The 25,423-nt window shown below is 64.6% G+C and carries 25 protein-coding genes; 13 read left to right on the forward strand and 12 right to left on the reverse strand.

Translation table 11 applies throughout. From position 1 onward, the window contains the following. Positions 1-4 precede the first annotated feature (4 nt). Complete coding sequence (locus MYCSP_RS19725; RefSeq protein ID WP_088414838.1) at positions 5-1,558, forward strand: long-chain-fatty-acid--CoA ligase; 1,554 nt, start codon at positions 5-7, stop codon at positions 1,556-1,558. Positions 1,559-1,624: 66 nt separating this feature from the next. Here the strand turns inward: MYCSP_RS19725 and MYCSP_RS19730 are convergent, their stop codons facing one another. Together MYCSP_RS19730 and MYCSP_RS19735 are read right to left on the reverse strand one after the other, a co-directional pair. Next, positions 1,625-2,740 carry an NAD(P)H-dependent flavin oxidoreductase gene (locus MYCSP_RS19730; RefSeq protein ID WP_088414840.1) on the reverse strand — a complete coding sequence of 372 codons (1,116 nt, stop codon included), beginning with the start codon at positions 2,738-2,740 and terminating at the stop codon, positions 1,625-1,627. Positions 2,741-2,743: 3 nt separating this feature from the next. Then, positions 2,744-4,396, reverse strand: coding sequence for an acyl-CoA synthetase (locus MYCSP_RS19735; protein ID WP_162266271.1), 1,653 nt, complete (start codon positions 4,394-4,396; stop codon positions 2,744-2,746). A gap of 53 nt (positions 4,397-4,449) precedes the next feature. On the opposite strand from MYCSP_RS19735, the gene MYCSP_RS19740 reads away from it, so the two are divergent. Next, positions 4,450-5,292 (forward strand): crotonase/enoyl-CoA hydratase family protein, encoded by an 843-nt coding sequence (locus MYCSP_RS19740; RefSeq protein ID WP_083019090.1) that lies wholly within the window; start codon positions 4,450-4,452, stop codon positions 5,290-5,292. A 15-nt stretch (positions 5,293-5,307) separates the two neighbouring features. Further along, positions 5,308-5,943, forward strand: coding sequence for an LON peptidase substrate-binding domain-containing protein (locus tag MYCSP_RS19745; protein ID WP_162266272.1), 636 nt, complete (start codon positions 5,308-5,310; stop codon positions 5,941-5,943). On the opposite strand, the gene MYCSP_RS19750 is transcribed toward MYCSP_RS19745, so the two are convergent. Then, the gene (locus MYCSP_RS19750) at positions 5,940-6,971 is read right to left on the reverse strand and encodes an LLM class F420-dependent oxidoreductase (RefSeq protein WP_070909099.1); all 1,032 of its coding nucleotides are present in this window, start codon (positions 6,969-6,971) and stop codon (positions 5,940-5,942) included. The genes MYCSP_RS19745 and MYCSP_RS19750 overlap by 4 nt on opposite strands. A 77-nt stretch (positions 6,972-7,048) precedes the next feature. On the opposite strand from MYCSP_RS19750, the gene MYCSP_RS19755 reads away from it, so the two are divergent. The 4 genes from MYCSP_RS19755 to MYCSP_RS19770 are packed head-to-tail and all read left to right on the forward strand — an operon-like array spanning position 7,049 to position 10,696. Further along, positions 7,049-8,032 (forward strand): Zn-ribbon domain-containing OB-fold protein, encoded by a 984-nt coding sequence (locus MYCSP_RS19755; protein WP_088414842.1) that lies wholly within the window; start codon positions 7,049-7,051, stop codon positions 8,030-8,032. Next, on the forward strand, positions 8,032-9,099 hold the full coding sequence (locus MYCSP_RS19760) for a thiolase domain-containing protein (protein ID WP_070909097.1): 1,068 nt from the start codon (positions 8,032-8,034) through the stop codon (positions 9,097-9,099). Before MYCSP_RS19755 ends, MYCSP_RS19760 begins: the two co-directional genes overlap by 1 nt. Positions 9,100-9,101: 2 nt before the next feature. Next, the gene (locus MYCSP_RS19765; protein WP_070909096.1) at positions 9,102-10,292 is read left to right on the forward strand and encodes a thiolase domain-containing protein; all 1,191 of its coding nucleotides are present in this window, start codon (positions 9,102-9,104) and stop codon (positions 10,290-10,292) included. Positions 10,293-10,294: 2 nt separating this feature from the next. After that, positions 10,295-10,696 carry a nuclear transport factor 2 family protein gene (locus MYCSP_RS19770; protein WP_070909095.1) on the forward strand — a complete coding sequence of 134 codons (402 nt, stop codon included), beginning with the start codon at positions 10,295-10,297 and terminating at the stop codon, positions 10,694-10,696. Between the two features lie 61 nt (positions 10,697-10,757). Here the strand turns inward: MYCSP_RS19770 and MYCSP_RS19775 are convergent, their stop codons facing one another. Next, the gene (locus tag MYCSP_RS19775; protein ID WP_088414844.1) at positions 10,758-12,113 is read right to left on the reverse strand and encodes an FAD-dependent oxidoreductase; all 1,356 of its coding nucleotides are present in this window, start codon (positions 12,111-12,113) and stop codon (positions 10,758-10,760) included. Between the two features lie 122 nt (positions 12,114-12,235). On the opposite strand from MYCSP_RS19775, the gene MYCSP_RS19780 reads away from it, so the two are divergent. Beyond that, positions 12,236-12,724, forward strand: coding sequence for a nitroreductase family deazaflavin-dependent oxidoreductase (locus MYCSP_RS19780; protein ID WP_088414846.1), 489 nt, complete (start codon positions 12,236-12,238; stop codon positions 12,722-12,724). 5 nt (positions 12,725-12,729) lie between these two features. Here the strand turns inward: MYCSP_RS19780 and MYCSP_RS19785 are convergent, their stop codons facing one another. Then, positions 12,730-13,251, reverse strand: coding sequence for a gamma carbonic anhydrase family protein (locus MYCSP_RS19785; RefSeq protein WP_070909092.1), 522 nt, complete (start codon positions 13,249-13,251; stop codon positions 12,730-12,732). 9 nt (positions 13,252-13,260) lie between these two features. Next, positions 13,261-13,563, reverse strand: coding sequence for a hypothetical protein (locus MYCSP_RS19790; RefSeq protein ID WP_083019100.1), 303 nt, complete (start codon positions 13,561-13,563; stop codon positions 13,261-13,263). Between the two features lie 95 nt (positions 13,564-13,658). Here MYCSP_RS19790 and MYCSP_RS19795 point away from each other — a divergent pair, with 95 nt between their 5' ends. Both MYCSP_RS19795 and MYCSP_RS19800 read left to right on the forward strand, forming a co-directional pair. Beyond that, on the forward strand, positions 13,659-14,858 hold the full coding sequence (locus MYCSP_RS19795; RefSeq protein WP_083019102.1) for a Rieske 2Fe-2S domain-containing protein: 1,200 nt from the start codon (positions 13,659-13,661) through the stop codon (positions 14,856-14,858). Positions 14,859-14,919: 61 nt separating this feature from the next. Beyond that, positions 14,920-15,360: a hypothetical protein gene (locus MYCSP_RS19800; protein ID WP_083019103.1), complete on the forward strand. Its 441-nt coding sequence runs from the start codon at positions 14,920-14,922 to the stop codon at positions 15,358-15,360. 1 nt (position 15,361) lies between these two features. On the opposite strand, the gene dtd is transcribed toward MYCSP_RS19800, so the two are convergent. Genes dtd through MYCSP_RS19825 form a run of 5 tightly spaced genes read right to left on the reverse strand, consistent with a single transcriptional unit; the run spans position 15,362 to position 20,234 of the window. Then, positions 15,362-15,796, reverse strand: coding sequence for a D-aminoacyl-tRNA deacylase (gene dtd / locus MYCSP_RS19805; RefSeq protein WP_083019105.1), 435 nt, complete (start codon positions 15,794-15,796; stop codon positions 15,362-15,364). Between the two features lies 1 nt (position 15,797). Then, positions 15,798-17,102, reverse strand: a complete 1,305-nt coding sequence (locus MYCSP_RS19810) for an FAD/NAD(P)-binding protein (RefSeq protein ID WP_088414850.1) — start codon at positions 17,100-17,102, stop codon at positions 15,798-15,800. Continuing rightward, complete coding sequence (locus MYCSP_RS19815; protein ID WP_083019109.1) at positions 17,099-18,262, reverse strand: sulfotransferase family protein; 1,164 nt, start codon at positions 18,260-18,262, stop codon at positions 17,099-17,101. Before MYCSP_RS19815 ends, MYCSP_RS19810 begins: the two co-directional genes overlap by 4 nt. Positions 18,263-18,276: 14 nt before the next feature. Continuing rightward, entirely contained in the window at positions 18,277-19,062 is a 786-nt protein-coding gene (locus MYCSP_RS19820; RefSeq protein ID WP_083019111.1) for an SDR family oxidoreductase, read from the reverse strand. After that, on the reverse strand, positions 19,062-20,234 hold the full coding sequence (locus tag MYCSP_RS19825) for a hypothetical protein (protein WP_088414852.1): 1,173 nt from the start codon (positions 20,232-20,234) through the stop codon (positions 19,062-19,064). Before MYCSP_RS19825 ends, MYCSP_RS19820 begins: the two co-directional genes overlap by 1 nt. A 119-nt stretch (positions 20,235-20,353) precedes the next feature. Between MYCSP_RS19825 and MYCSP_RS19830 the strand changes: the two genes are divergently transcribed. The 3 genes from MYCSP_RS19830 to cysC all read left to right on the forward strand — a co-directional run bounded on the left by MYCSP_RS19830 (position 20,354) and on the right by cysC (position 24,298). Next, on the forward strand, positions 20,354-21,277 hold the full coding sequence (locus MYCSP_RS19830; RefSeq protein WP_070909083.1) for an IclR family transcriptional regulator: 924 nt from the start codon (positions 20,354-20,356) through the stop codon (positions 21,275-21,277). Positions 21,278-21,443: 166 nt separating this feature from the next. Then, positions 21,444-22,397 carry a sulfate adenylyltransferase subunit CysD gene (gene cysD, locus MYCSP_RS19835; RefSeq protein WP_083019142.1) on the forward strand — a complete coding sequence of 318 codons (954 nt, stop codon included), beginning with the start codon at positions 21,444-21,446 and terminating at the stop codon, positions 22,395-22,397. Then, on the forward strand, positions 22,397-24,298 hold the full coding sequence (gene cysC / locus MYCSP_RS19840; protein WP_088414854.1) for an adenylyl-sulfate kinase: 1,902 nt from the start codon (positions 22,397-22,399) through the stop codon (positions 24,296-24,298). The genes cysD and cysC overlap by 1 nt, the downstream gene beginning before the upstream one ends. Here cysC and MYCSP_RS19845 read toward each other — a convergent pair. Next, on the reverse strand, positions 24,295-25,416 hold the full coding sequence (locus MYCSP_RS19845) for a glutamate--cysteine ligase (RefSeq protein WP_070909079.1): 1,122 nt from the start codon (positions 25,414-25,416) through the stop codon (positions 24,295-24,297). The genes cysC and MYCSP_RS19845 overlap by 4 nt on opposite strands. Between the last annotated feature and the right edge of the window lie 7 nt (positions 25,417-25,423).

Here is a 25,423-nt window from a genome sequence, read left to right on the forward strand (position 1 = left end):
GGTCGTGAGCACGCCCGAAGACGCGACGGTCACCCAGCTGCTGCTGAACCTGGCCGATGTAGACGACCGGGGCCTGCATTTCGAAGGCTCGTTCACCTCGTGGCGTGATCATGTGACCGAAAGCCGCAGGCTCGCTTCGGTGTTGAAGAGCAAACTGGACCCCGGCAGGCCGCCGCACATCGCGGTGCTACTGGAGAACACCCCGGCGTTCTCATATCTGTTGGGAGCCGCGGCACTCGGCGGTCTGGTGTTGGTGGGCCTCAACCCCACCCGACGGGGATCGGCGCTGCGGCGAGACGTGGATCTGGCCGATTGCCAGCTGATACTCACCGACTCGGCGAGTTCTGCCCTGCTGGACGGGATCGACTACCTGGACATCGATTCGCTCGCCGCAGAATTCCAGGGATCCACCACGCCGGTGGAAGTCCCCGACGTGCGTCCGGATGATCTGTTCATGCTCATCTTCACCTCGGGCACCAGCGGCGACCCCAAGGCCGTCCAGATCACCCATGCCAAGGTGGCGTCCGCCGGAATCATGCTGTCCTCGCGGTTCGACCTCGGCCCGGCCGACGTCTGCTATCTCTCGATGCCGATGTTCCATTCCAACGCGGTGCTCGCGGGGTGGTCGGTCGCCGTAGCCGCAGGCGCCTCAATTGCGTTGCGGCGCAAGTTCTCTGCATCCGCATTCTTGGACGACGTGCGCACATACGGCGCGACATACGCCAACTACGTGGGTAAACCCATGTCGTACGTGCTGGCAACACCAGAACACCCCGACGACGCCCAGAACCCACTGAAGATCATGTACGGCAACGAGGCGGCGCCCGGAGACACCGACCGATTCGCCAAGCGTTTCGGCGCCTTCGTCGTCGACGGATTCGGATCCACCGAGGGCGGTATCGCGCTGGGGTGGGCGCCGGGTACTCCGCCGGGCGCGATAGGGCCACTGACCCCCGACGTTCGTATTCTGGACATCGAGACCGGAGAACCCTGTCCGCCTGCCATTTTCGATGACAGCGGCAAGGTGGTGAATGCCGCGGAAGCGACCGGCGAGCTGGTGAATGTCACGGGGCCAGGGCGGTTCACCGGTTACTACAAGAACCCCGAAGCCGATGCCGAGCGCATGCTCGACGGCAAGTATCGCAGCGGCGATCTGGCCTACGCCGACGAGAACGGATACGTGTACTTCGCCGGGCGCCTGGGCGATTGGCTGCGTGTCGACGGCGAAAATCTGGGCACCGCCCCGATCGAGCGGGCACTGCTGCGCCACCCGGATATCACCGAGGTCGCCGTGTACGGGATTCCGGATCCGACCGTCGGCGATCGGGTCATGGCAGCACTGGTCGTACGCAACGGGTTCCAGGCATCGGATCTCGGCGAATTCCTCTCCGCCCAGGAAGATCTCGGTCCCAAGCAGTGGCCGTCGTTCGTCAGGATCAGCACGAACCTACCCCGCACCGCGACATTCAAGGTGATCAAGCGGCAGCTGTCCGCCGAGGCGTTGGAGACCACCGACCCCCTGTGGGAGCGGTCGGGGGGTCGATACACCCAAACCTGATCACGGCGAGTGTGCGAATCCGGTCGAGTTCTCGCCCGAAATCGGCACGATCCGCACATTCGATGCTCAGCCGCGGATCTGATCGAGCCTGTCGACGGTGCTCTCGAACCCGGCCACCAGGTCGGCCACTATCTCGGCGGTTGGCCGGATCTCGTTCATCCGCCCCACGATCTGCCCCGCGGGGAAGCAGACCGTCTCCGGGTCGTGCGCACGATTCATCCGCTCGTGTGCCCCGCTCACCAGAATGTTCTGCAGCGGCATCGGCAACGGAGTCGGTGCGCCCTCCGCGTCCCACGCCTGTGTCCACTTGGTCTTCAGGAGCCGCGCGGGCTTGCCGGTGTAGATGCGGGTGCGCACGGTGTCACTGGAGGTCGCCTTCAACAGCGCCTGCTGAACGACGGAATCGCCACCGGCGGTGACGGTTCCGAGGTCATACTCGGCCGCGGTCAGCCAGATCGAGCCGGTCCACACACCGGAGGCCCCCAGCGCGAGGGCCGCCGCCGCCTGCCGCCCGCTTCCGATACCGCCCGCGGCCAGCACCGGGGCGCTGCCGTCGAGTGCGTCGACGATCTCTGGCCACAGCACCATGGATGCCACATCACCGGTATGCCCGCCGGCCTCATAGCCCTGCGCCACAACGATATCGACGCCGTTCTCGACATGGCGCTTGGCGTGCTCGGCCTTGCCCGCCAGCGCGGCAACCGGCACACCGTGCTCGTGGGCCTGATCGATCACGTCCTTGGGCGGCGAGCCCAGCGCGTTGGCGATCAGCTTGATCGGGTGCTTGAGGGCGACCTCCACATGGGAGCGCGCCACCGAATGCAGCCAGCCCAGCACACCGGTCGACTCACGCTCTCCCGGCAGCGGGGGCACGCCCAGGTCGGCAAGAGTCTTCTCGACGAAGTCCTTGTGCCCCTGCGGGATCAACTTGTCGATATCCACCGCGGTGCCCTCGGTGGGCACCTTGGCCGGCATCACGATGTCGACACCGTACGGCTTGCCGTCGGTGTTCTCGTCCATCCAGTTCAGGACGGCGTCGAGCTCGTCGGGATCGTTGAAACGGACGCACCCGAGCACACCCATGCCGCCCGCGCGGCTGATCGCGGCGGCGACCTTTTCCGAGGGTGTGAAACCGAAGATCGGGTAACGGATTCCGAACCGCTCACAAAGGTCGGTATGCATGACTCAGGCTCCCGTGTTGACGTGCTTGGTGTTCACCAGGTCCACCTTCTCGGTTTCCGAGACCTCCTTGGCCCAGCGGTAGTCCGCCTTGCCCGCCGGGTTGCGCTTGACCGAGTCCACGATCCAGACGCTGCGCGGCACCTTGTATCCGGCAATCTCCTTGCGCGCGTGGGTATCCAGATCTTCGAAGGTCAGCTCCACGCCCTCACGCACCGCGATCACCGCGCCCACGTGCTGACCCCACTTCTCGTCGGGCACGCCGACGACCACCGCGTCGAACACCGCGGGGTGACCCTTCAGGACGCTCTCGACCTCTTCGGGGAACACCTTCTCGCCGCCGGTGTTGATCGACACCGATCCGCGTCCGAGCATCGTCACGGTGCCGTCGGCTTCGACGGTCGCCCAGTCACCCGGGATGGCGTACCGCACGCCGTTGAACGTCTTGAACGTCTCGGCGGTCTTCTTCTCGTCCTTGAAGTACCCGACCGGGATGTGACCGCTCTTGGCGATGAGGCCGCGCACCCCCGAGCCGGGCTGGATCGGGTTGCCTGCCTCATCGAGAACCGTTGTGGTGGAACTGATCTTGACCGTCGGGCCACCGGGGTGCATCTGCCCCTTCGTGACGGTGGACAGCCCGCCGGTACCGGTTTCGGATGCTCCGATGGCATCGGTGATCACCCGGTTGGGCAGCAGCTCAAGGTAGCGCTCCTTGACAGTCTGGGAGAACAGCGCCGCGCTACTGGCCAACACCCACAACGAGGACAGATCGCGAGCGCGGCCCGTCTCGGTGTCCAGCGCGTCGATCAGTGGCCGGCCGATGGCGTCCCCGGCGAAGAAGAGCATGTTGATCTTGTGCTTCTCGATGAGTTCCCACACCTCTTCGGGGTTGAACTCGGGCGCGAGCACCGTGGTGCGCCCCTGGAACAGGGCCATAAAGGTCGCGGCCTGGGTGGCGCCGTGGATCATCGGCGGGATCGGGAAACCAACAAAGGGATCAGCACGGGCGCCATCTTTCGCCAGGTCCCACTCGCCCTCGATGTACTCGCCGGTGACATAGTTGATGCCGCCGAACAATGAGCGGTAGATGTCCTCGTGCCGCCACATCACACCCTTGGGGAAGCCGGTGGTGCCACCGGTGTAGATCAGGAAGATGTCATCGGGGCTGCGCTCTTCGAAGTCACGCTCCGGCGATCCCTGCGCGAGAGCGTCCTCGAAGGTGATTCCGCCGTACGACGAGTAGTCAAGATCCGTCCCGTCTTCGACGACGATCGCGGTCTTGACGTTCGGCGTGCTCGGCAGCACGTTGGCGACCTTGTCGCTGTACCGGCGCTCGTGCACCAGCGCCGCCATATCGGAGTTCTCGAAGAGGTAGTGCAGCTCGGCTTCGACGTAGCGGTAGTTCACGTTGACCGAGATGGCACGGATCTTGACGATGGCCGTCAGCGCGACGACGATCTCGATGCCGTTGCGGCAGTACAGGCCCACCTTGTCACCGGGGCCCACACCCTGGCTCTGCAGATAGTGCCCCAGCCGGTTTGACTGCTCCTCAAGCTCTGCGTATGTCAGCTTTCGGTCACCGGAAATGATGGCAACACGATCGGGCATAGTGTCGATTGCATGCTCAATGAGGTCGGCAATGTTAAGGGCCATGTCCATAAATTAGAACGTGTTACATTTTTAGACAAGCCCCGGCATCTTGGAGGACCTCAATGACCGAAGCTGACGCTCTTCGCGCAAGCGGCTCATCGCACACCGTGACCGAACAGGACGCCCCGCACGCCCTGGTGGAACTCCGCGATCACGTCCTCATCGTGACGATGAACCGTCCGCACGCGCGCAACGCCCTCTCCGGAGAAATGCTGGAGATCATGACGCAGGCCTGGGACCGCGTCGACAACGATCCCGAGGTCCGGGTCTGCATCCTGACCGGTGCGGGCGGGTACTTCTGCGCCGGCGCCGACCTCAAGGCCATGAACAAGCGCGCCCCGGGCGACCAGTTCTCCGACGGCAGCTACGACCCTTCGGTCATCCCCGGTCTGCTCAAGGGCCGCCGCCTGACCAAGCCGTTGATCGCCGCGGTCGAAGGTCCCGCCATCGCCGGTGGTACCGAGATCCTGCAGGCCACCGATATCCGGGTCGCGGGTGAGAGCGCCAAGTTCGGTGTCTCCGAGGTGAAGTGGAGCCTGTATCCGATGGGCGGATCGGCCGTGCGCCTTCCCCGCCAGATCCCCTACACGGTCGCCTGCGACATCCTGCTCACCGGACGGCACCTCAAGGCCCCCGAGGCCAAGGAAATCGGACTCATCGGGCACGTCGTGCCCGATGGTCAGGCGCTGGAGAAGGCGCTGGAACTGGCGAACCTGATCGCCAACAACGGTCCGCTGGCCGTGCAGGCAGTCCTCAAGACCATCCGCGATTCGGAAGGCCTGCACGAGAACGAGGCCTTCAAGGCCGACACCAAGGTCGGCATCGGCGTCTTCACCAGTAACGACGCCAAGGAGGGCCCACGCGCCTTCGCCGAGAAGCGCGCCCCCAACTTCACCGGTACCTAGACCAGCCCGCATAGTGTGGGCGGCGTGACGCCCATGTTCCCGCTGCAGTCGGTATTGCTGCCGGGTGAGCCCCTGCCGCTGCGCATCTTCGAGCCGCGCTATGTCGCACTGGTGCGCGATGTGATGGCCGCCGACCGCACCTTCGGTGTGGTGCTGATCGCCCGTGGCAGGGAGGTGGGTGGCGGAGACGTCCGCCACGATGTGGGGACCGCCGCTCGTGTCCTGGACTGCGAGTCTCTCGGCGCGGATCGCTTCGCGGTGCGCTGTGAAGGTGCACATCGAATCCGCATCACCGCGTGGCTCGACGACGATCCGTATCCGCGTGCCGAGATCGAGCCATGGCCCGATGAACCCGATGATCGGGTGCTGCCGTTGAGCGCACTCAACGAGACGCAGGCGCGCATCGAGAATCTGCTGCGACGGGTCGCGACTGCGCAACAGGTCCGACTCCCCCGCCGATGGTCGATCGCCACCGGTCTACCGAGCGGCGCCGAAAAACGGCTGTACACGTTGGCATCTCGGGTTCCGATGGGTCAGGCCGATCGCTACGCCGTGCTGTCGGCGCCCACGTTGGAAACCCGGGTCAACGCACTGAACGAAGCCCTCGACACCGTCGAGGCGATGCTCGATTTCCGGGAGTCCGAGCGTTAGGTCAGCGCCGAGAGCTGCTTGACGTGCTCGACGCTGCGGCAACCGACCACCAGCATGGTGACCCCGGCGGCCTCCCACACCTTGATCTGTTCGCGCACCTCGGCCTCGGTACCCACGATGGTGGTGTCGAGCACCAACTCGTCCGGAATCGCTTCGGCTGCTTTGTCCTTGCGATTAGTGCGGAACAACTCGGTGACCTCGTCGACCACCTCGCCGTAGCCCATCCGCCGATACACCTCGGCGTGGAAGTTCAGCTCGACAGCACCCATACCGCCGATGTACAAGGCGGAGAACGGCTTCAGCTGATCGAGTACGGAACGGCGATCCTCGGTCACGATCACCTGCGCGGTGGCGGCGATCTCGAAATCCTCGCGCGTGCGCCGCGCGCCGGGGCGCGAGAACCCCTCGTCGAGCCATTCGTTGTACATGTCCGCAAGCCGCGGCGCGTAGAACATGGGCAGCCAGCCGTCGGCGATCTCCGCCGTCAGAGCTACGTTCTTGGGCCCCTCGGCACCGAGAAAGATGGGGATGTCCGCGCGCAGCGGGTGCACGATCGGCTTGAGCGGCTTGCCCAGACCGGTGGCCTTGTCGCTGGTCAGCGGCAGCGGGTAGTGCGGGCCGGCACTGCGCACCGGTGCCTCACGGGCCAGCACCTGCCTGATGATGTCGATGTACTCACGGGTGCGGGCCAGCGGCTTGGGGAACGGCTGCCCGTACCAGCCCTCGACGACCTGGGGACCCGAGACGCCCAAACCCAGGATGTGGCGGCCGCCGGACAGGTGATCCAGCGTCAGCGCCGCCATGGCGCACGCCGTCGGGGTCCGCGCCGAAAGCTGAATAACCGAGGTGCCCAGACGAATCCGGCTGGTGTCCGACCCCCACCAGGCCAGCGGCGTGTACGCATCCGAACCCCAGGCCTCGGCGGTGAAGACGGCGTCGAAGCCGCCTTCTTCGGCGGCGGCCACCAGTTCACCCGCGTTGTCCGGCGGTGACGCCGACCAGTACCCCAGCTGCAATCCGAATTTCATGGCCCGACTTTAACCGGCCGGATATGCCATGACCACCGCCCTTGCGAAAAAAACTAGAACTTGTTCTACTCGGAGGTGTGACAGCCACCCAAAGCAGCACAACCGGGCCTTTGCCGCTTCTGACGGCACCCCTCGAACTGTCTTTTGATTACACCCGTTCGGTCGGCCCCACCCTGTCGAAGTTCTTCACCGCCCTGCGGGATCGGCAGATCGTCGGCACGCGCGGCAGCGACGGCACGGTGTACGTGCCTGCCGCCGAATACGACCCGGTGACCTACGAACCGTTGACCGACGTGGTCCCGGTCTCGAGCGTGGGCACCGTCGAGTCGTGGTCGTGGCAGCCTCAGCCGCTCGAAGGACAACCGCTGGCCAAACCGTTCGCGTGGGCGCTGATCAAGCTCGACGGCGCCGACGCCGCGCTGCTGCACGCGGTCGACGCCGGAGAAGCCAGCGCCATCGAAACCGGCGCACGGGTTCATGTGGTCTGGGCTGACGAGACCGTCGGCGCGATCACGGATATCGCCTACTTCGCACTCGGAGACAAGCCGCAAGCCACCCCCGCGCCCGCCCCGGATCAGGAGCCGGTGACCATGCAGGTGGCGCCGAGCCGGCTCGAAGTTCAGCACATCACCTCTCCCGAGGAGAGCGCCTATCTGCGGGCGCTGGCCGAGGGCAAGCTACTCGGCGGCCGCACCGGCGCGGGTGGGCGGGTGTACTTCCCGGCCCGCGGCGCCGACCCGCTGACCGGTGAACCGACCTCCGACCTGGTCGAGGTCTCCGACAAGGGCGTGGTGACCACCTTCGCCATCATCAACATCCCCTTCCCCGGACAGCGCATCAAGCCACCGTATGTCGCGGCGTATGTGCTGCTCGACGGCGCGGATATCCCGTTCTTGCACCTGGTCTACGACATCGACCCGGCGGATGTCCGCATGGGCATGCGGGTTGAGGCCGTATGGAAACCCAAGGACGAGTGGGGATACGGGATCGACAACATCCAGTACTTCCGACCGACCGGTGAGCCCGACGCCGAATACGAGACCTACAAGGACCGAATCTGATGAGTTCAGTCGCCCCCTCGGTAGCCATTGTGGGCTTCGCCCACTCCCCGCACGTGCGCAGCACGCAGGGCACCACCAACGGTGTCGAGATGCTGGTGCCCTGCTTCCGCCAGATCTACAGCGACCTGGGAATCACCAAGTCCGACATCGGTTTCTGGTGCTCCGGCTCCTCGGACTATCTGGCCGGACGCGCCTTCTCATTCATCTCGGCGATCGACTCGATCGGTGCGGTCCCGCCGATCAACGAGTCTCACGTGGAAATGGATGCCGCGTGGGCGCTGTACGAGGCCTATATCAAGATTCTGACCGGCCAGGTCGAGACCGCGCTGGTCTACGGATTCGGCAAGTCCTCCGCCGGAACGCTCCGCAGAGTTCTTGCCCTCCAGACAGATCCGTATACGGTCGCGCCGCTGTGGCCTGACTCCGTGTCGATGGCCGCGTTGCAGGCACGAGCGGGCCTGGATGCGGGCAAGTGGACCAAGGAACAGATGGCACAGGTTGCCCTGGATGCCTTCGGCCGCGCCGAGCGTGTCGACACCGAGGCACCCGCATCGAGCGTCGAGGAGCTGCTGGCCCGGGAGTACGTCGCCGATCCCCTGCACAAGCACGACATCGCACCGATCTCCGATGGCGCCTCCATCATGGTGCTGGCCTCGGCCGACCGCGCTCGTGAGCTGCGCGAGAACCCAGCCTGGATCACCGGTTTCGAGCATCGCATCGAGACTCCGATCCTCGGCGCCCGCGACCTCACCGTCTCGCCGTCCACGGCCGCATCGGCAGCCGCTGCGACCGGCGGTGATACCGGCTCGATCGAGGTGGCCGAGCTGTACGCCCCCTTCAGTCACCAGCAGCTGATCCTCGCAGAGGCCATCGGGCTCAAGGACTCCACCACCATCAACCCGTCGGGTGGCGCGCTGACGGCCAACCCGATGTTCTCGGCTGGGCTGGAGCGTATCGGCTTTGCCGCACAACATATCTGGAACGGTTCGGCGGGAAGGGTGCTGGCTCACGCAACCAGCGGACCCGTGCTGCAGCAGAACCTCGTCGCGGTGCTGGAGGGCAAATAGATATGGGTGCATCGAAGAACCTAGCTGCCGTCATCGGCACCGGGCAGACCAAGTACGTCGCCAAGCGTCAGGACGTCTCCATGAACGGCCTGGTGCGCGAGGCGATCGACCGCGCCATGACCGATGCGGGCGTCGGATGGGACGACATCGACGCCGTCGTCGTGGGTAAGGCCCCCGACTTCTTCGAGGGCGTCATGATGCCGGAGCTGTTCATGGCGGACGCGATCGGCGCGACCGGCAAGCCGATGATCCGGGTGCACACCGCGGGATCGGTCGGCGGATCGACCGGAGTGGTGGCCGCCAGCCTGGTGCAGTCGGGCAAGTACCGCAGGGTGCTCGCGCTGGCGTGGGAGAAGCAGTCAGAGTCGAATGCCATGTGGGCATTGTCGATTCCCGTTCCGTTCTCGGTGCCCGTGGGTGCCGGTGCCGGCGGCTACTTCGCACCGCATGTGCGCGCCTATATCGAGCGCTCCAAGGCGCCGCTGGACACCGGCGCCATCGTCGCGGTCAAGGACCGGCTCAACGCCGCCAAGAACCCACTGGCTCACCTACATCAACCCGATATCACCGTCGAGAAGGTGATGGCGTCCCCGATGCTGTGGGATCCGATCAGGTTCGACGAGACCTGTCCGTCTTCGGACGGCGCCTGCGCGATCGTCGTGGGAGACGAGGAAACCGCGGACGCCCGTGTGGCCAGCGGTCACACGGTGGCGTGGGTACATGCCACTGCGTTGCGCACCGAGCCGCTCGACTACACCGGGCGTGATCGGGTGAACCCGCAGGCCGGGCGGGATGCCGCTGCTGCCCTGTGGAAAGACGCCGGCATCACCAGCCCGATCGACGAGATCGACGCAGCCGAGATCTACGTGCCGTTCTCGTGGTTCGAACCGATGTGGTTGGAGAATCTGGGATTCGCGGCCGAGGGTGAGGGCTGGAAGCTGACTCAGGCCGGTGAGACCGCGATCGGCGGCAAGATCCCCGTCAACGCTTCCGGCGGCGTGCTCTCGTCGAATCCGATTGGTGCCTCTGGCCTTATCCGTTTCGCCGAGGCCGCCATCCAGGTGATGGGCAAGGGCGGCGATCACCAGGTGCCCGGCGCCAAGAAGGCGCTGGGTCACGCCTATGGCGGTGGCTCGCAGTACTACTCGATGTGGGTCGTCGGGGCCGACAAGCCCGCGGGGAAGGGACAGTAAGCATGAGCCTGGCAGATGAGGCGGGCAAGCGCTCCCGCGCAGCCGTCGAGGCCCGCGACAAGCAGGCATGGGTCGACAACTTCGCCGAGGACGGCGTCGTGCAGGATCCGGTGGGTCCGTCGCCGTTCAATCCCGACGGACAGGGGCATCGCGGCAAGGAGGCCATCGCGGCCTTCTGGGACAACATCATTGCCCCCACCGAGAAGTTGGACTTCATCTTCGACGCCACCTACGACTGCGGCACGCATCAGGCCAATGTGGGCCGGATCGTGACGACCATGAACGGCTATCAGATGACGGCGGAGGGTGTGTTCACCTACGAGGCCGATGCTGACGGCAAGCTCGTGGTGCTTCGCGCCTACTGGGAATTCGACAAGGTCGCCGGGACCGCGAAGAAGATCTAGCTAGACCGAACCAAACATAAAGCCCCCGCGCTCTAGGCGTCGGGGGCTTTATGTCTTCGCGCTAAGAGGCCTGGCGCCCGGCGCTGATCATCTCCTCGCGCGGTACCACTTTGATGCGTTCGCGACCCTGCTCTTCGCCGAGTGCCACCTCGTGAGCATCGAGCCGCTCCCACTCCTCCCAGGTGGTGTAGTCAATCCCGCTTCCCCGCAGGTGCGCGAATATCGCACCGGGATCGGAGATTTCGGCGGGTTGGATACCCGGGAGGTCTGCGAGCAGGCTGGCAATCGTCTCGGCGGCATCGGATTTGGTATGCCCGATCAATCCGACGGGCCCCCGCTTGACCCACCCGGTGACGTAGGTGGACTCGACCGGGATGCCGTCGATATCGAGCACCCGGCCTGCGTCATGCGGGACGACACCGGCGTGGTGGTCGAATGGCAGGTCGGCCAGATGCGAGGAGATGTACCCGACCGCGCGATAGACCGCCTGAACCGGCCAGTCGGTGAATTCACCTGTTCCCCTGACCGTCCCGTCGCCGACGAGCTCGGTGCGTTCGGTGCGCAGGCCCTCCACACTGTCGGTACCCAGCACCGCCGCGGGCGACTGGCACAGGTGGATGTGAATGCGGTGCGGCGCTCCGGTGGGCTCCTGATCCAGGTACTTCATCATGGTGTCGACGACGAGCTTGGTGGCCTTACTGGAATTGATGGCCAGCTGGCTGCCCTCGTCGATCTCGAATCCCTCCGGATGCACGATCACGTCCACACTCGGCGAATGCGACAGCTCACGAAACTCCATGGGGCTGAACTTGATCTGCGCAGGGCCGCGCCGCGCGAAGACGTGCACGTCGGTGGCCTGATTGAGCGCCAGACCCTGGTAGACGTTGGCGGGTATCTCGGTGCCCAGCTGCTCGTCGGCGGGCTTGGCCAGCATGCGCGCGATATCGAGCGCCACGTTTCCGGCACCGAGGACGGCGACGTTCTTGGCATTCAGGGGCCAATCCCTCGGCACATCCGGGTGACCGTCGTACCAGGAGACGAAGTCGGCGGCACCGTAGCTTTCCGGAAGATCGATGCCGGGGATGTCGAGTTCGCGATCGGCGCGCGCACCGGTGGAGAAGATCACCGCGTCGTAGAAGCGCCGCAGATCCGAAAGCTTGATATCCGTGCCGTAGTGCACGTTTCCGATGAATCTGACGGCACCGTTCTCGCCTCGTTCAAATACTCGGCGCAGCGCCTTGATGATCTCCTTGATGCGCGGATGATCGGGGGCCACGCCGTAGCGCACCAGGCCATACGGCGCCGGCAGCCGGTCAAAGACGTCGACCTGCGCCCGCTCGTACTCCTTGGTGAGGATGTCGGCGGCGTAAATACCGGCCGGACCTGCGCCGATGACCGCGACTCGGATCTTCCTCATGCCATCCCCTTGTAATTCGGAAACTATTAGGTAAGGCAAGCCTAAAAAGATTTCAGAGAGAAGTGGGACGCTCGTACAGAGATCCCCGTCACACCCCGATCGGATGCCAGTAGCCTGGTCGCGTGGTTGTCGCCCTGATCGCGATCGGTGTCGTCGTCGCACTCCCGCTCGTACTGTTCACGCTGGTCGTGGCAGGTATCCGCCTGCGGATACGTCCGATTCTCACGGCGATACGCCGGTTCAACCACGCGGTGACCAACCCCAAGATCATGGCCACCGCCGGAACAACCACCACCTCGACCGCCGTGATCCGGCATATCGGCCGGCGCAGCGGCCAGGCCTACGAGACGCCGGTCGAAGCCTTCGACGCCGACGGCGACACCGTCCTGATCCTGCTGCCGTACGGGCCGGCCGCCGACTGGGTACGCAATGTCACTACCCGGGGTGGCGCCGAGTTGGTACGTGCAGGCCGACAACTCACCCTGACCGACCCACGGGTCGTCCCCACCGCCGACGTACGGTCACAGCTCCCAGCAAGGGAGCAGCGGATGCAACGGCTCTTCAACGTCCCCGAATGCCTCCAGCTGACGAAAGCACCGGGACCGGCGTAAGCGCGCTACGTGTCCAAACCGGCCAGGTAACGCTTGCCCAGCTCCTGGTACGCCGCCGGCACGCCCTTGGTCAGGAACTCCGCCGGAGTGCCCGAGATGGGTCCCTTGACCTTGGCAGGCGAGCCCATCACGAGCACGTCCTCGGGAATGTGCGTGCCGCCCAGCACCATCGAGCCCGCGGCCACCATGGTGCGGGCTCCGACGGTGCAACGGTCGAGAACAGTGGCGTGGTTACCGATCAGGACGCCTGCCCCGATCGTCGAGCTGTGCACCAAGCACATGTGTGCGACCGTGGCGCCCTCACCGATGTCGACGGGCACGTCCGGGTCACTGTGCAGCACGGAGCCGTCCTGGACGTTGGCACCCGCGCGGATGATGATCGGCGCGTAGTCGGCACGAAGAACCGTGTTGAACCAGATCGAGGCGCCGGCCTCGACCGTGACATCTCCGACGAGGCAGGCGGTCGGCGCCACAAACGCCTCGGGGTGGACGTTCGGGCTTTTTCCGTCGAGTGAGTACAAAGGCATGCGCAGACCCTAGCCCGGCAGATTCACCCGCCTATCGGGCAGCAACTGATACAGCTCGACACCCTCCGTCGCCGCGGACACATCGACGGCAAACTGCTCGGCGAACTCGGCCAGCGCTGCCGATTCGTGGGGTGGGACGTCCTCGGAGGCCAGCGGCGTCGGGCCCGGTGCGCGCGCACTGATATCGCGCACCGCACGGTTGACACCGGCAAATCCGGTAGCCGATAACGCGGCGGGCCGCGCAACACCGACATCCTCGAGCCAACCGCCCGTGTCGACCTCCGACGTGCTGTTTGTGCTCGTAACGACCACATTTCTTGCGTCCCCGGGCACCAAAACTGTAACATGTTCTAGTTGGAGAAGGTCGCCACAGCGGCCAGCATCGAAACACTGGAGGCAGCCCCGCCATGAGCACAGACACCGCAGGAATCGGCGTTCGCGAGATCGATGTCGGTGAGCTTCCGACGCGTTATGCCCGTGGCTGGCACTGCCTGGGCGTGGCGGAGTCGTTCAGGGACGGTGAACCCCATGCGATCGACGCGTTCGGCACCAAGCTGGTGGTGTTCGCCGATACCCAGGGCGATATCAAGGTGCTCGACGGCTACTGCCGCCACATGGGTGGCGATCTGTCGCAGGGCTCCATCAAGGGCGACAATGTCGCCTGCCCGTTCCATGATTGGCGCTGGGGCGGCGATGGCAAGTGCAAGCTGGTGCCCTACGCCAAACGGACCCCCAAGCTGGCCCGTACTCGCAGTTGGATCACCGACGTCAAAAGCGGTCTGCTGTTCGTCTGGCACGACGCCGAAGGCAACGGTCCCACCGACGACGTCGAGATCCCGGAGATTCCGGAGTACTCCGACGACGGCTGGACCACCTGGGACTGGAACACCATCGTCATCGAGGGGTCCAACTGCCGCGAAATCGTGGACAACGTCACCGACATGGCGCACTTCTACTACATCCACTTCGGATTCCCGACGTACTTCAAGAACGTCTTCGAAGGCCACATCGCCTCGCAGTACCTGCGCACCGTCGGGCGCCCCGACGTGCAGCTGGGCGGCTCCTCGCAGTACACCGGCGAGCAGATCCTGGATTCGGAGGCCTCCTACTTCGGGCCCTCCTTCATGATCAACTGGCTGCACAACAACTACGGCGGCTACAAGGCCGAGTCGATCCTGATCAACTGCCACTACCCGATCGATCAGAATTCCTTTGTGCTGCAATACGGCGTCATCGTCCAAAAGCCCGCGGGCATGGACGAGAAGATGACCGGCAAGCTCTCGCGCGCGATGACCAAGGGTGTGGGGCAAGGCTTCCTGCAGGACGTCGAGATCTGGAAGAACAAGACCCGCATCGACAACCCGCTGCTGGTCGAGGAGGACGGCGCCGTCTACCAGATGCGCCGCTGGTACTCGCAGTTCTACGTGGACAAGGCCGATGTCACCGCCGAGATGACCGACCGCTTCGAACTTGAAATCGACACCACCAAAGCCAACGAGTTCTGGCACGGCGAAGTCGACGAAAACCTCAAACGCCAGGCCGAGGAGAAGGCTTCCGCAGAAGCTCAAGCCGAGGCCGAAGCTCCCGCCGAGGCGACGCAAAGCTAGTGCGATGACCGAAGTTTCAGCGAGGTCTTCCTTGACTGAGAAAAATACCAGCCCTCCGAGCGTGGAGGAGCTGGCTCAGTCGATGCTGGCCTTGCATGGCGCCCACGGGGAAGACGAAGCTCACGGATCCGCTGGATCCGGCAGGCCGAACGGCCAGTGGTCGAAGGCTCCCGCATTCGAACACAACCCAGAGCAGGCCGCACTTCTACACGAGGCGACCGAGAGCGACAAACAGCGATATCTGACCTCAGGCCTGCAAGAAGTCGACTGCCGGTTCTGCCACGGCTCGGTCATGGTGAAGAAGCTCGGCATCAACCACACTGCCGTGCAATGGAATACCGCAGCCTCGGGGCGATGCGCCTTCTTCGCGCAGATGCGGGAGGAAGGCGCCAACACGGCGCGGATACGCGGGTGCCCGCGCCTGTCCGACAGCATCGCGCATGCTGTTGCCGAGGGCTGCCTCGACCCGATCTGCACCGCTCCCCCTCCGGGCGACGGCTGAGCTAAAGCTCCAGCAGCACGGTCACCGGGCCGTCGTTGACCAGTTCCACCCGCATATGAGCGCCGAACACCCCGGCCTCCACCTGGGCACCCAGGTTCCGCAAGGCGTCTGCGAACGCCGCGACGAGCGGCTCGGCGACCTCGCCGGGCGCCGCCGCGTTCCATGCCGGACGTCGCCCCTTCTTGGTGTTGGCGTACAAGGTGAACTGGCTGACCACCAGAATGGGTGCCCCGAGATCCGCCGCGGACTTCTCGTCGTCGAGAATCCTCAACTGCCACAACTTCTCGGCGAGCTGAGCAGCCTTCGCCGCATCATCGTCATGGGTGACGCCCACCAGGGCAAGCAAGCCCTGCCCCGCTTTCGGGCGGATCGCGCCGACCACTTCCCCCTCGACGGTCACGGTCGCGTAGGCAACTCGCTGCACCAGCACACGCACGCTACGACCCTATCAGCGCCGCCAGGGCGTGCGCCTGTGCCCTGATTTCGGCGAAGGCTGTTGTCTCCCAGATGTTCCCACGCCGGAGAGGGCCGAGTGTCCATATCGGCGCATTCCCGGGCAGCAGTCTTCCGTCGGTGTCCGTGTCCAGCCCGAGGTTCAGCGGTCCGGGCCGCGCCAGACCATCGGCAAGCAACTGGCTCCACAACGGATCGGCGCCGGAGGTGACGTCGTATCGCGGGCCTGTGCAGTTGATCACCGCACTCACATCCAAGACCTCACTCGTGGAAAGCGTGACCCGAGACCCAGCGTCCGTGGCCTCGGCACCCGTCAGCTCCGCACGATGAATTCTCAGCTCACCTTCGGCTAGGTAGCCGTCTATCCGAGCGGCCGTCTGCGGAGCCATCCGATGTCGATGAATGTCCCACAGCCTGTGGTACTTCCGCAGGAACTGCCGGTGTTCGTCGGCGGTCATGGCGGCCCAGAGCTCGGCGGCACGAGGGCGCAGTGCGTCCACGGCCGCACATATGTCGCCACCCGTGGCGATCACCTCACGGATGTACCCCACGGAGCGCTGCAGTACCTGACCGTGTTCGGGGACGAAGTCCGGAGCGTCAACCGGCGGCAACGGCTGCGGTCGATGCACCTTGGGCAGCAGTCCACTTCGCGATATGGCATGGATGACCCGATGTGGCCGGGCCAACGTGCATGCCACATCGACCATGGTGAGTCCGGTTCCGACCAAGAGCAGATCGCCCTCGCCGGGAAGACCGTCGAGTGCGCCGACACGCCAGGGGTCACCGACGAAAAGCGTGCCGTCACGCAACCAACCTGGTGCCCATGATGTTCCGGGACCGCTGGGACCCGTAGCCAAGATCGCGGTGTCCGCACGCACACCATCCCCATCGCACAACGCGACCGAGAGCTCGTCGCCCTGCCGCCTCAGCCCGACGGCCCGAGAATGAATACGGGTCACGCGATCGCCACGCGCGTCCTCGAATGCATCGGACAGGTATTCCCCGAACAGCGCCCGCGGAACGAAATCCTCGGCGCTCACACCCGGCAGGCCGTTATCGTGCAGCCAGGTCACGAAATCCAGCGGCGCGACGGCGCTGACGCTGAGCTTTCCCGCAGGAACATTGAGGAGGTGCCATGGATCGGGTGTACGGTACGGAACTCCAGATCCGGTGCGTGCGTCGGGATCGATCACCGTCACGTGCAAGGCACGCGAATCGTTGTGCCGCAATAGGTGCAGTGCTGCCATTGTTCCGGCCGCACCCGCCCCTATCACGGCTACCCGGGTCACAGCCCTGCGAAGCGCTCCATCACCGCTTCCTTGCTCAGCCCGTAATCGGCCAAGGAATAGACGTGCTTCGGTGCACGCGGACCCCTTTGGCTTTCGTCGTTCATCTTCTGCATCTCGACCAGAGCAGACGCCGACAGTTCCAGCCCGAAGTGCCGGTAGATCGACTCGACCGTGCCGATCGGGTCGGAGATGAAGTCGAAGTAGTCGACATCGCAGAACTGCGCCTCGTCGTACTTGGTACGCGCGGACTTGAAGGACTCCAGGCCGCGGGCCCAGGTGTCCAGCTGATCGGCCCCCAGGGTCGCTCCGACAAAGGTCTCCGACCAACCTGCTGTCGCATGCTCGTTGAGCGAGCAGACCGAGGCGATGATGGTTTCGGCGGGGCGGTGCGTCTGGATGACCAGCGCATCCGGATACACCTCCATGAGCGCATCGAGCGCGAACAGGTGGCTCGGATTCTTGAGCACCCAACGCTTTTCGATGTCGTTGAGTCCGATCAACTGAAGGTTTGACTTGTAGCGCCGGTACGCCGGTGTCCAATCCTGCCGAGAGAGCCACTGGGCGTATGACGGCACATGGGCAAGACACTCGTAGGAGACCGAGTGCACCGACTGGCGCAACAGCTGCCAGCATTCCTCGACCTCAGTGGCCGACATGTAGTGCAACCCCATGAACTCCGGGTTTTCCACATGATGTTTCGAGAACTGCGCCTCCAGCTGTTGATACACCGGATTGCTATCCCAAGTGTCCCGAGCCGGGCGTGGCTGCGGGAAATCGGCTAGCCACATCTCCAGCCCCTGGTGCATCGGGTCGGCGTTGAGCAGGCGGTGCAGCGCCGTGGTGCCGGTTCGAGGCAGACCGGTGACAAAGATCGGGCGGTCGATGGCGACCTGCGCATAGTCGGGGTGCGCCTTGAAAGCGGCCTCGCTGAGTAGCCGTGCACCCAATGCGCCGCGCAGGAAAACCCGAGACATCTTGGAACCCAGGGGGGTCAGGCCGGCCTCGCCCTGGTACGAGTCCAACAGGACGCCAAGGGCCTCGCGGTAGTTGTCGACGGAGCCGTCCCCGAAGTCGTCGAGTCCGATGAGCCGGGTAGCCGACTCGTGCAGATCGTCGACGGTGCCGACGCTGGTGCGCTCTGCGCTTGATTCAAAGCTCATGGGAAACTCCTTGGCTAGGCGTGGAACTCGCCGCAGTTGACATCGAGGGCCTGGCCGGTGATACCGCTCGCCAGGTCTGACGCGAGAAACAGCACCGCGTTGGCCACCTCGTCGGTGGTCGGCAATCGCTTCAGGTCGGAATTGGCTGCCGTGTATTCGTAGATCTGCTCGACGGTGCCGCCGTATTTCTTGGCCTGGTGTTCGAAGTAGCCCTTGAGGTTCTCACCCCACATGTATCCGGGCACAACAGAATTCACGCGGACCCCCTGTGGCCCCAGCTCGGTGGCCAACGACTGGGACATGGCCAGCAGTGCCGCCTTGGCGATCTTGTAACTGCCATAGCGAACCTGCGAGTGCCGGATGACCATCGAATTGATGTTGACCACCGAGCCCTTCGCTTGGGCAAGGGATGCGGCCAACTGCTGGGTCAGCCGCAGCGTGCCCACCACGGTGAGCTCGACGCTATCGCGAATGTGCTGATAGTCCGTCTTCTCCAGGGACTTCATCGAAGGAATGCTGAACGCGTTGTTGACCAGAACGTCGATACTGCCGAAGGTTTCGGTCGCGCGCTCGACAAGATTGGCGACGCTGTCTTCATCGGTGATATCCGTGGCCACCGCCAGCGCCTTGCGTCCGGAGGCGGTGATCTGCTCGGCCACGTCATCCAGGCGCGACTGGGTACGCGCCGCGAGAACGACATCCGCACCGGCCTCCGCGAACTTGGTTGCCAGCGCGGCACCCAGGCCCGGACCGATGCCGGATACGACGACAACCTTGCCCTCGAAATTCAGGAGACTCATCAGCCCAACATCCTTGCGCCGATGGCCCGCTGACGCTCCGCGATACGACTGCGCCAGCCCTCCGCGCCGATCTGGTTCTGCTGGTAGTACGGCAGTCTGGTGGGCACGTCACCGATAGCGACCACCTCGACCGTCGGGCCGTCGGCCGCGGTGAGCTGCCGGTCGGCCCGCTGCCAGCGGAACTGAAGGTATGCCCGCCGGTGGCCCAGCGTTTCAATCCAGTTGGCGACACCGGGATTGGCGTTGCTCACCACCATCCGGATGTTTCCGTCCGGGTCGACCTGAGCCTGGCTTGCGTTGAGCGAGGTTTGGTGGTTGATGTAGTCGAGCGAGATGTACCAGAGGCTCCCCAGCTGGAAACCCTGGTACGGCGCATCCGATTTGGGGACGGTGATGATCATCGCCTGGTCGTCGGCCAGGTCATAGTGCCCCACCGAGGAGAACTGCGTGGCCAGACCGCCGGGCGTGAGTCGCGGCTCCGTCATGGTGTTGACAGGCAGGTTGTCGTAGAACCATTTGGGGAATTGCAGCCACGTCTTGACGCGGTTCACCAGCTGTCTACCCGCACTGGCGTAACGCTTTTCGATCTGTTCCCGGGTCAACGGAGGAGGCGCGGTGCCGGCGGTGTCGGCCCGCGCGATGGCGAGACTGCCCCGCTGCTCGCGCCAGTCGCTGTACACCTCGCGCATGACCAGCTGCGCCGGCCCCGGCGCCAAGGTGAAGTAATTGGGTCGCGATTCACTGGCAGATCCGGGGCCGAAGCGAACCTCGAAGCTGCCATCGCTCTCGATGTGGATCTCGCGGTCGTCGAAGGCGATGGCGCTGCCCGGGACGTTCTTGTCGGTGTAGTCACCGCCGCCGAGCACCTGAAAGCTCAAATCAGCAGTGGTGCCGCGCTTTCCGGTGACAACGTACTCGTACTCGCCGTTGACGCGTGCGCCGAAGTAGAGGGTGTCGGGGTTGTCCAGTCCCATCTTCGTGAACGGCCCGGTGCCCGAGAGCAGGAAAGGATGATCGCGGTCGGTGTGAAATGCCATGTGGGTACAGGCCGCAATGCCCTGCGCCAGATACTGAAGCCCCTCGAGGAGGTCGGCCTCTGTTTCTATGTGAGGCGCGGCGACGATCAGCTCCTCGGCTTCCGCGATGGCGGCGGTGAATGCCTGGCTGTACATGGCGCTCCTGACTGGTACAGATTTGTACCGCAGTGGTAGAATCTCTCCAGACATTAGAGCGCCTTGCCAGGTACGTCAAGAATGCCGGGAGCTGCACAGGGGCACAGGAGGTTTCGGTGGTGGTCGAAGATCGGGACAACGGGGCAGGCAGGACGTCGCCGCCCACCGAACGAGTCATGGCCGTGCTCGATTTCCTGGCGCGCCACCGCACCGAGCGCTTCGGACTCTCCGAGTTGGCACGCCGCCTCGGCCTGAGCAAGCCCACCTGCTTGGGCATCGTGACGACCCTGGCCGAGTCGGGGTTTTTGATCCGCGATGACCGCGACAAGACGTACAGCCTGGGCCCGGCACTCATCCGCATCGGTAGGGCCGCCCAGGAATCGCTGCGCGCCAAGCCCGCGAGCCGCGATCAATTGTTGACGCTCACCCGCGAATTCGGACACAGCGCGGCGCTATCCGCAGTGGTCAGCGATCGGGTGACCGTGTTGGAGGTGGTGAGCGATCCCGACCACCCGGTGCGGGTCGAAGTCGGGCAGAGCTACCCGTTCACTCCGCCGGTGGGCCTGATGTTCGTGCTCTGGGACACCGACGAGACCATTGCCGCCTGGCTGGCCAAGGACCCGACGGCCCCCGGCCGCACCGCCGATGACCGCCTGCGCAAGGTGATCGAGGAATGCCGCGCCGACGGCTACCTCGTCGAACTACTGACCCCCGCGGGCCGGCAGTTGTACTCGTTGATGGCCGGCGTACCGGGCGACATCCCCAACGAACTGCGCGCACTCCTCGGCGAGATCGTGTCGGGAATCGGCGAGCGCGTTTACCTGCGCAGCGAGAACTACACCGTCGGCTCCGGCGCGAAAGTGCGTCACCGGGTGAACGTCATGTCGGCCCCCGTCTACGACCACAACGGTAAGCAGGCCATGGTCGCGAGCCTCTACATCGCCGACGATCTCACCGACGCGGAGATCACCACCCGCGCCAAAGCCCTCGTGCGCTGCGCGGACGGAATCACCGAACACATCGGCGGTATCAAGCCCGCCTAGCCTTTCCCGCTCTCCGCCGAGTGCGTGCCACTGACACACACTCGGCGTTTTCGTGTGCTCGTACCGCGAGGCAGCCCGTTGACACCCCATGAGAACACGTTCTACTCTGGGCTGGACCGAATACGAACCGATACGGTACATATTTGGAACGAATGGAGTTGTGGACATGCCGACATCGCCCGATGTTCTTCGCCCAAGCGGCTCATCACCAGCCGAGTCATACGAGTTATCGCACTTGAACGCCCTGGAAGCCGAGGCGGTTTACATATTCCGAGAGGTGGCGGCAACCTTCGAAAGGCCGGTGCTGCTGTTCTCCGGCGGCAAGGACTCCGTGGTCATGCTGCACGTCGCGGCCAAGGCGTTCTGGCCATCGCCGCTGCCCTTCCCCGTCATGCACATCGACACCGGACACAACTTCGACGAGGTCATCGCCTTTCGCGACGAGACGGTCGCTCGCTACAACCTGCGGCTGGAAGTCGGCAGCGTGCAGGACGACATCGACTCGGGTGCGGTCGTCGAGGAGACGGGACCCGGCGCCACCCGTAACCGACTGCAGACCGCCACCCTGTTGCGCAGCATCACCGAACACCGTTTCGACGCGGTGTTCGGTGGCGCGCGCCGCGACGAGGAGAAGGCCCGCGCCAAGGAACGGGTGTTCAGCTTCCGCGATGAATTCGGTCAGTGGGATCCCCGCGCACAGCGCCCCGAGCTCTGGAACATCTACAACGGCCGTCACCGCAAGGGCGAGCACATTCGCGTGTTCCCGCTGTCCAACTGGACCGAGTTGGACATCTGGCAGTACATCGAATCGGAGAACATCGCCTTACCGACGCTGTACTACGCGCACAAGCGCAATGTGGTGGAACGCGACGGAATGCTGTTGGCGGACACCAGGTTCCTCACCCTGCTACCGGGTGAGGAACTCGTGGAGAAGTCGGTTCGGTTCCGCACCATCGGCGATGCCACCTGCACGGGTGCCGTCGAATCTGTCGCATCGACTCCCAGCGCGGTGGTGGAAGAGGTTGCCGCCACTCGCATCACCGAGCGGGGAGCCACCCGCGCCGACGACCGGATCTCCGAGGCCGGCATGGAAGACCGTAAGAAAGAGGGCTACTTCTGATGAGCGCATCGACCACCGAGACCGCCGAACCCACGCAGGAGCTCATCCGCATCGCCACCGCCGGTAGCGTCGACGACGGCAAGTCCACCCTCATCGGCCGCCTGCTCTACGACTCGAAGTCGATCTTCGCCGATCAGCTGGCCGCGGTCGAAGCCAGCAGCAGGGCCAAGGGCGAAACGCAGACCAACCTGGCCCTGCTGACCGACGGCCTGCGCGCCGAACGCGAACAGGGCATCACCATCGACGTGGCGCATCGCTACTTCTCCACGCCCGCACGCAAATTCATCATCGCCGACACACCGGGGCACGAGCAATACACCCGCAACATGGTCACCGGCGCCTCCACGGCAGACCTGGCGATCATTCTTGTGGATGCCCGCAACGGCCTGACCCAACAGACGCGCCGGCACGCATTCATCACCTCACTGCTCGGGGTCGAGCACGTGGTGCTGTGTATCAACAAGATGGACCTGGTCGACTGGTCACCTCAGCGATTCGACGAAATCAAGGAGGAGTTCCGGCGGTTCGCAACCAAGCTGGAACTGCACGACCTCACCGTGATTCCGGTGTCAGCGCTCCTCGGCGACAACATCGTCACCCGGTCAACCAACACTCCGTGGTACGAGGGTCCGTCACTGCTGCACCACATCGAGCAGGTGCACATTTCGTCGGACCGCAACCTGATCGACGCGCGCTTCCCCATCCAATACGTCATTCGCCCACAGGGCGGTGCGGCGGCCCCCGGCGCCGAGCAGATCACGGATCTGCACGATTTCCGTGCGGTCGCCGGAACCGTCGCCAGTGGCGTGTTCAAACCCGGTGACGAGATCGTCGCGCTGCCGTCTGGTTTCACCTCAACGGTCTCCGCGATCTGGGGCCCGGGTGGTTCCGTTGTGGACGAAGCCTTCGCCGGGAGTGCGGTGAGCGTGCAACTGGCCGACCAGCTGGATCTGGGCCGCGGTGACATGTTGTGCCGCCCGAACAACCGGCCGCTGGTCGGTGCGCAGATAGATGCCATGGTGTGCTGGTTCACCGACGTGTCCACCCTCTCCGAGGGGTCACGGTTCGTGATGCAGCACGCGAACTCGACGGTGAAGGCGGCCATCGCCGGGCTCGACTACCGCCTGGATGTGAACAGCCTGCACCGCGATCAGGAGGCAAAGGAACTCAAGCTCAACGAGATCGGGCGCGTACAGCTGCGACTGCAGCGTCCGATCATGTTCGATCCCTACCGACGCAACCGGACCACGGGCAGCTTCATCCTGGTCGACGAGGCCACCAACAACACCGTCGCGGCGGGCATGATTTCCGGTCCGACGCTGCACCAATCCAAGGTGGTCTGGCACTCGTCGGCGGTTTCTCGCGACGAGCGCTCCACCAAGGGCGGAACGATCTGGATCACTGGGCTCTCTGCCTCCGGAAAGTCCACGGTGGCTGTCGAATTGGAGCGCCGACTAGTGGCGATGGGGATCCCCGCCTACCGACTGGACGGCGACAATCTGCGCCACGGCCTCAATGCCGACCTCGGCTTTTCGGCGGCCGACCGAGCGGAGAACGTGCGCCGTGTCGGTGCCGTCGCCCAGATCCTTTCCGACTCAGGCGTTGTCGCGGTAGCCGCGCTCATCAGCCCATATCGCGCCGATCGAGACAAGATCCGTGCCCAGCATGAAAAGGCCGGGCTCCCGTTCGTCGAGGTGTTCGTCGACACCCCGGTCGAGGTCTGCGAGCAGCGCGATCCGAAAGGCATGTACGCCAAGGCCCGTGCCGGTGAGATCAGTGACTTCACCGGGGTCAACGCACCGTATGAGGCACCCGAAAAGGCCGAGCTGGTACTGCGCCCCGAAGAAGGAAACCCGGAACAGCAGGCCGCGGCGATCCTGGATTACTGGCTAGCGGTCTAACGCACGGGCTCCAATTCGTTGACCACCGAGTCCACGACCGCACCCAGATCGCCGTCGTGCTCTTCTGCCACGCGCCGCTGACGCTGGTAAGACCCGCCGTGCCGGTAGATCTGCTCCACCGCGGCCAGCTCCCTCTCGCATTCCAGCAGCCGTGCGATGGGCTGCAGCCGGGTCAGTAGATCGTCGAGGTCCTCGGTCACCAAACGCTCGTTGCTGTCCTCGTCCAGAATGATGACGGCATCGAGACCGTAACGCGCACTGCGCCACTTGTTTTCCTGCACATGCCAGGGCGGCATGGTGGGCAGTGACTCCCCCGCCTCCAGCTTGCGATCCAGATCCACCACCAGGCAGTGGGTGAGCGCTACCAGCGCCTCTAGTTCGGCGACATTGGATATCCCGTCGAAGATCCGCACCTCGACCGTGCCCAGTGCCGGTGAAGGCCTGATATCCCAACGGATCTCGTTGAGCTGATCGATGATTCCGGTCTTCATCTGATCGTCGACGAAGCCCTCGAACTGCTCCCAGGTTTGAAAGTGAAAGGGCAGCCCCGCGGTGGGCAGCTGCTGAAACATCATGGCCCGGTTACTGGCGTATCCGGTGTCCTGTCCCTCCCACATCGGTGAGGAGGCAGACAGCGCCAACAGGTGCGGGTAATAGTTGAGCATCGATGTGACGATCGGCATCACCTTGTGCTTGGAGGAGATACCGACGTGCACGTGCACGCCCCAGATCAGCATCTGCCGTCCCCACCACTGGGTGCGGGCGATCAGCTCGTCGTAACGCGGCGCATCGGTGAGCTGTTGGGCCGACCAGCGGGCGAAGGGATGCGTACCGGCACAAAACAGCTCCATGCCCATCGATTGCACGGTCGGCCGCACGGTGGCCAACGTCGCCTGGAGATCTTGCATCGCCTCGGGAACCGTCCCGCAGATGCCGGTCACCACCTCGATGGTGTTACGCAGCAGCTCTTTGTGCACGTGCGGGGTCTCGCCGATGGCCGCCAGCACCGCGGAGGCCTCATTGGTGAGATCCCGGGTTTGGGCGTCGACGAGCGCGAATTCCCACTCAACCCCCAGCGTGGGTCGCGGTGACCCGCGAAATTCAATCGGACGGGCCACTCTGGCG

It is taken from the genome of Mycobacteroides saopaulense (assembly GCF_001456355.1).
In the GTDB taxonomy this organism is placed as follows: Bacteria; Actinomycetota; Actinomycetes; order Mycobacteriales; family Mycobacteriaceae; genus Mycobacterium; species Mycobacterium saopaulense.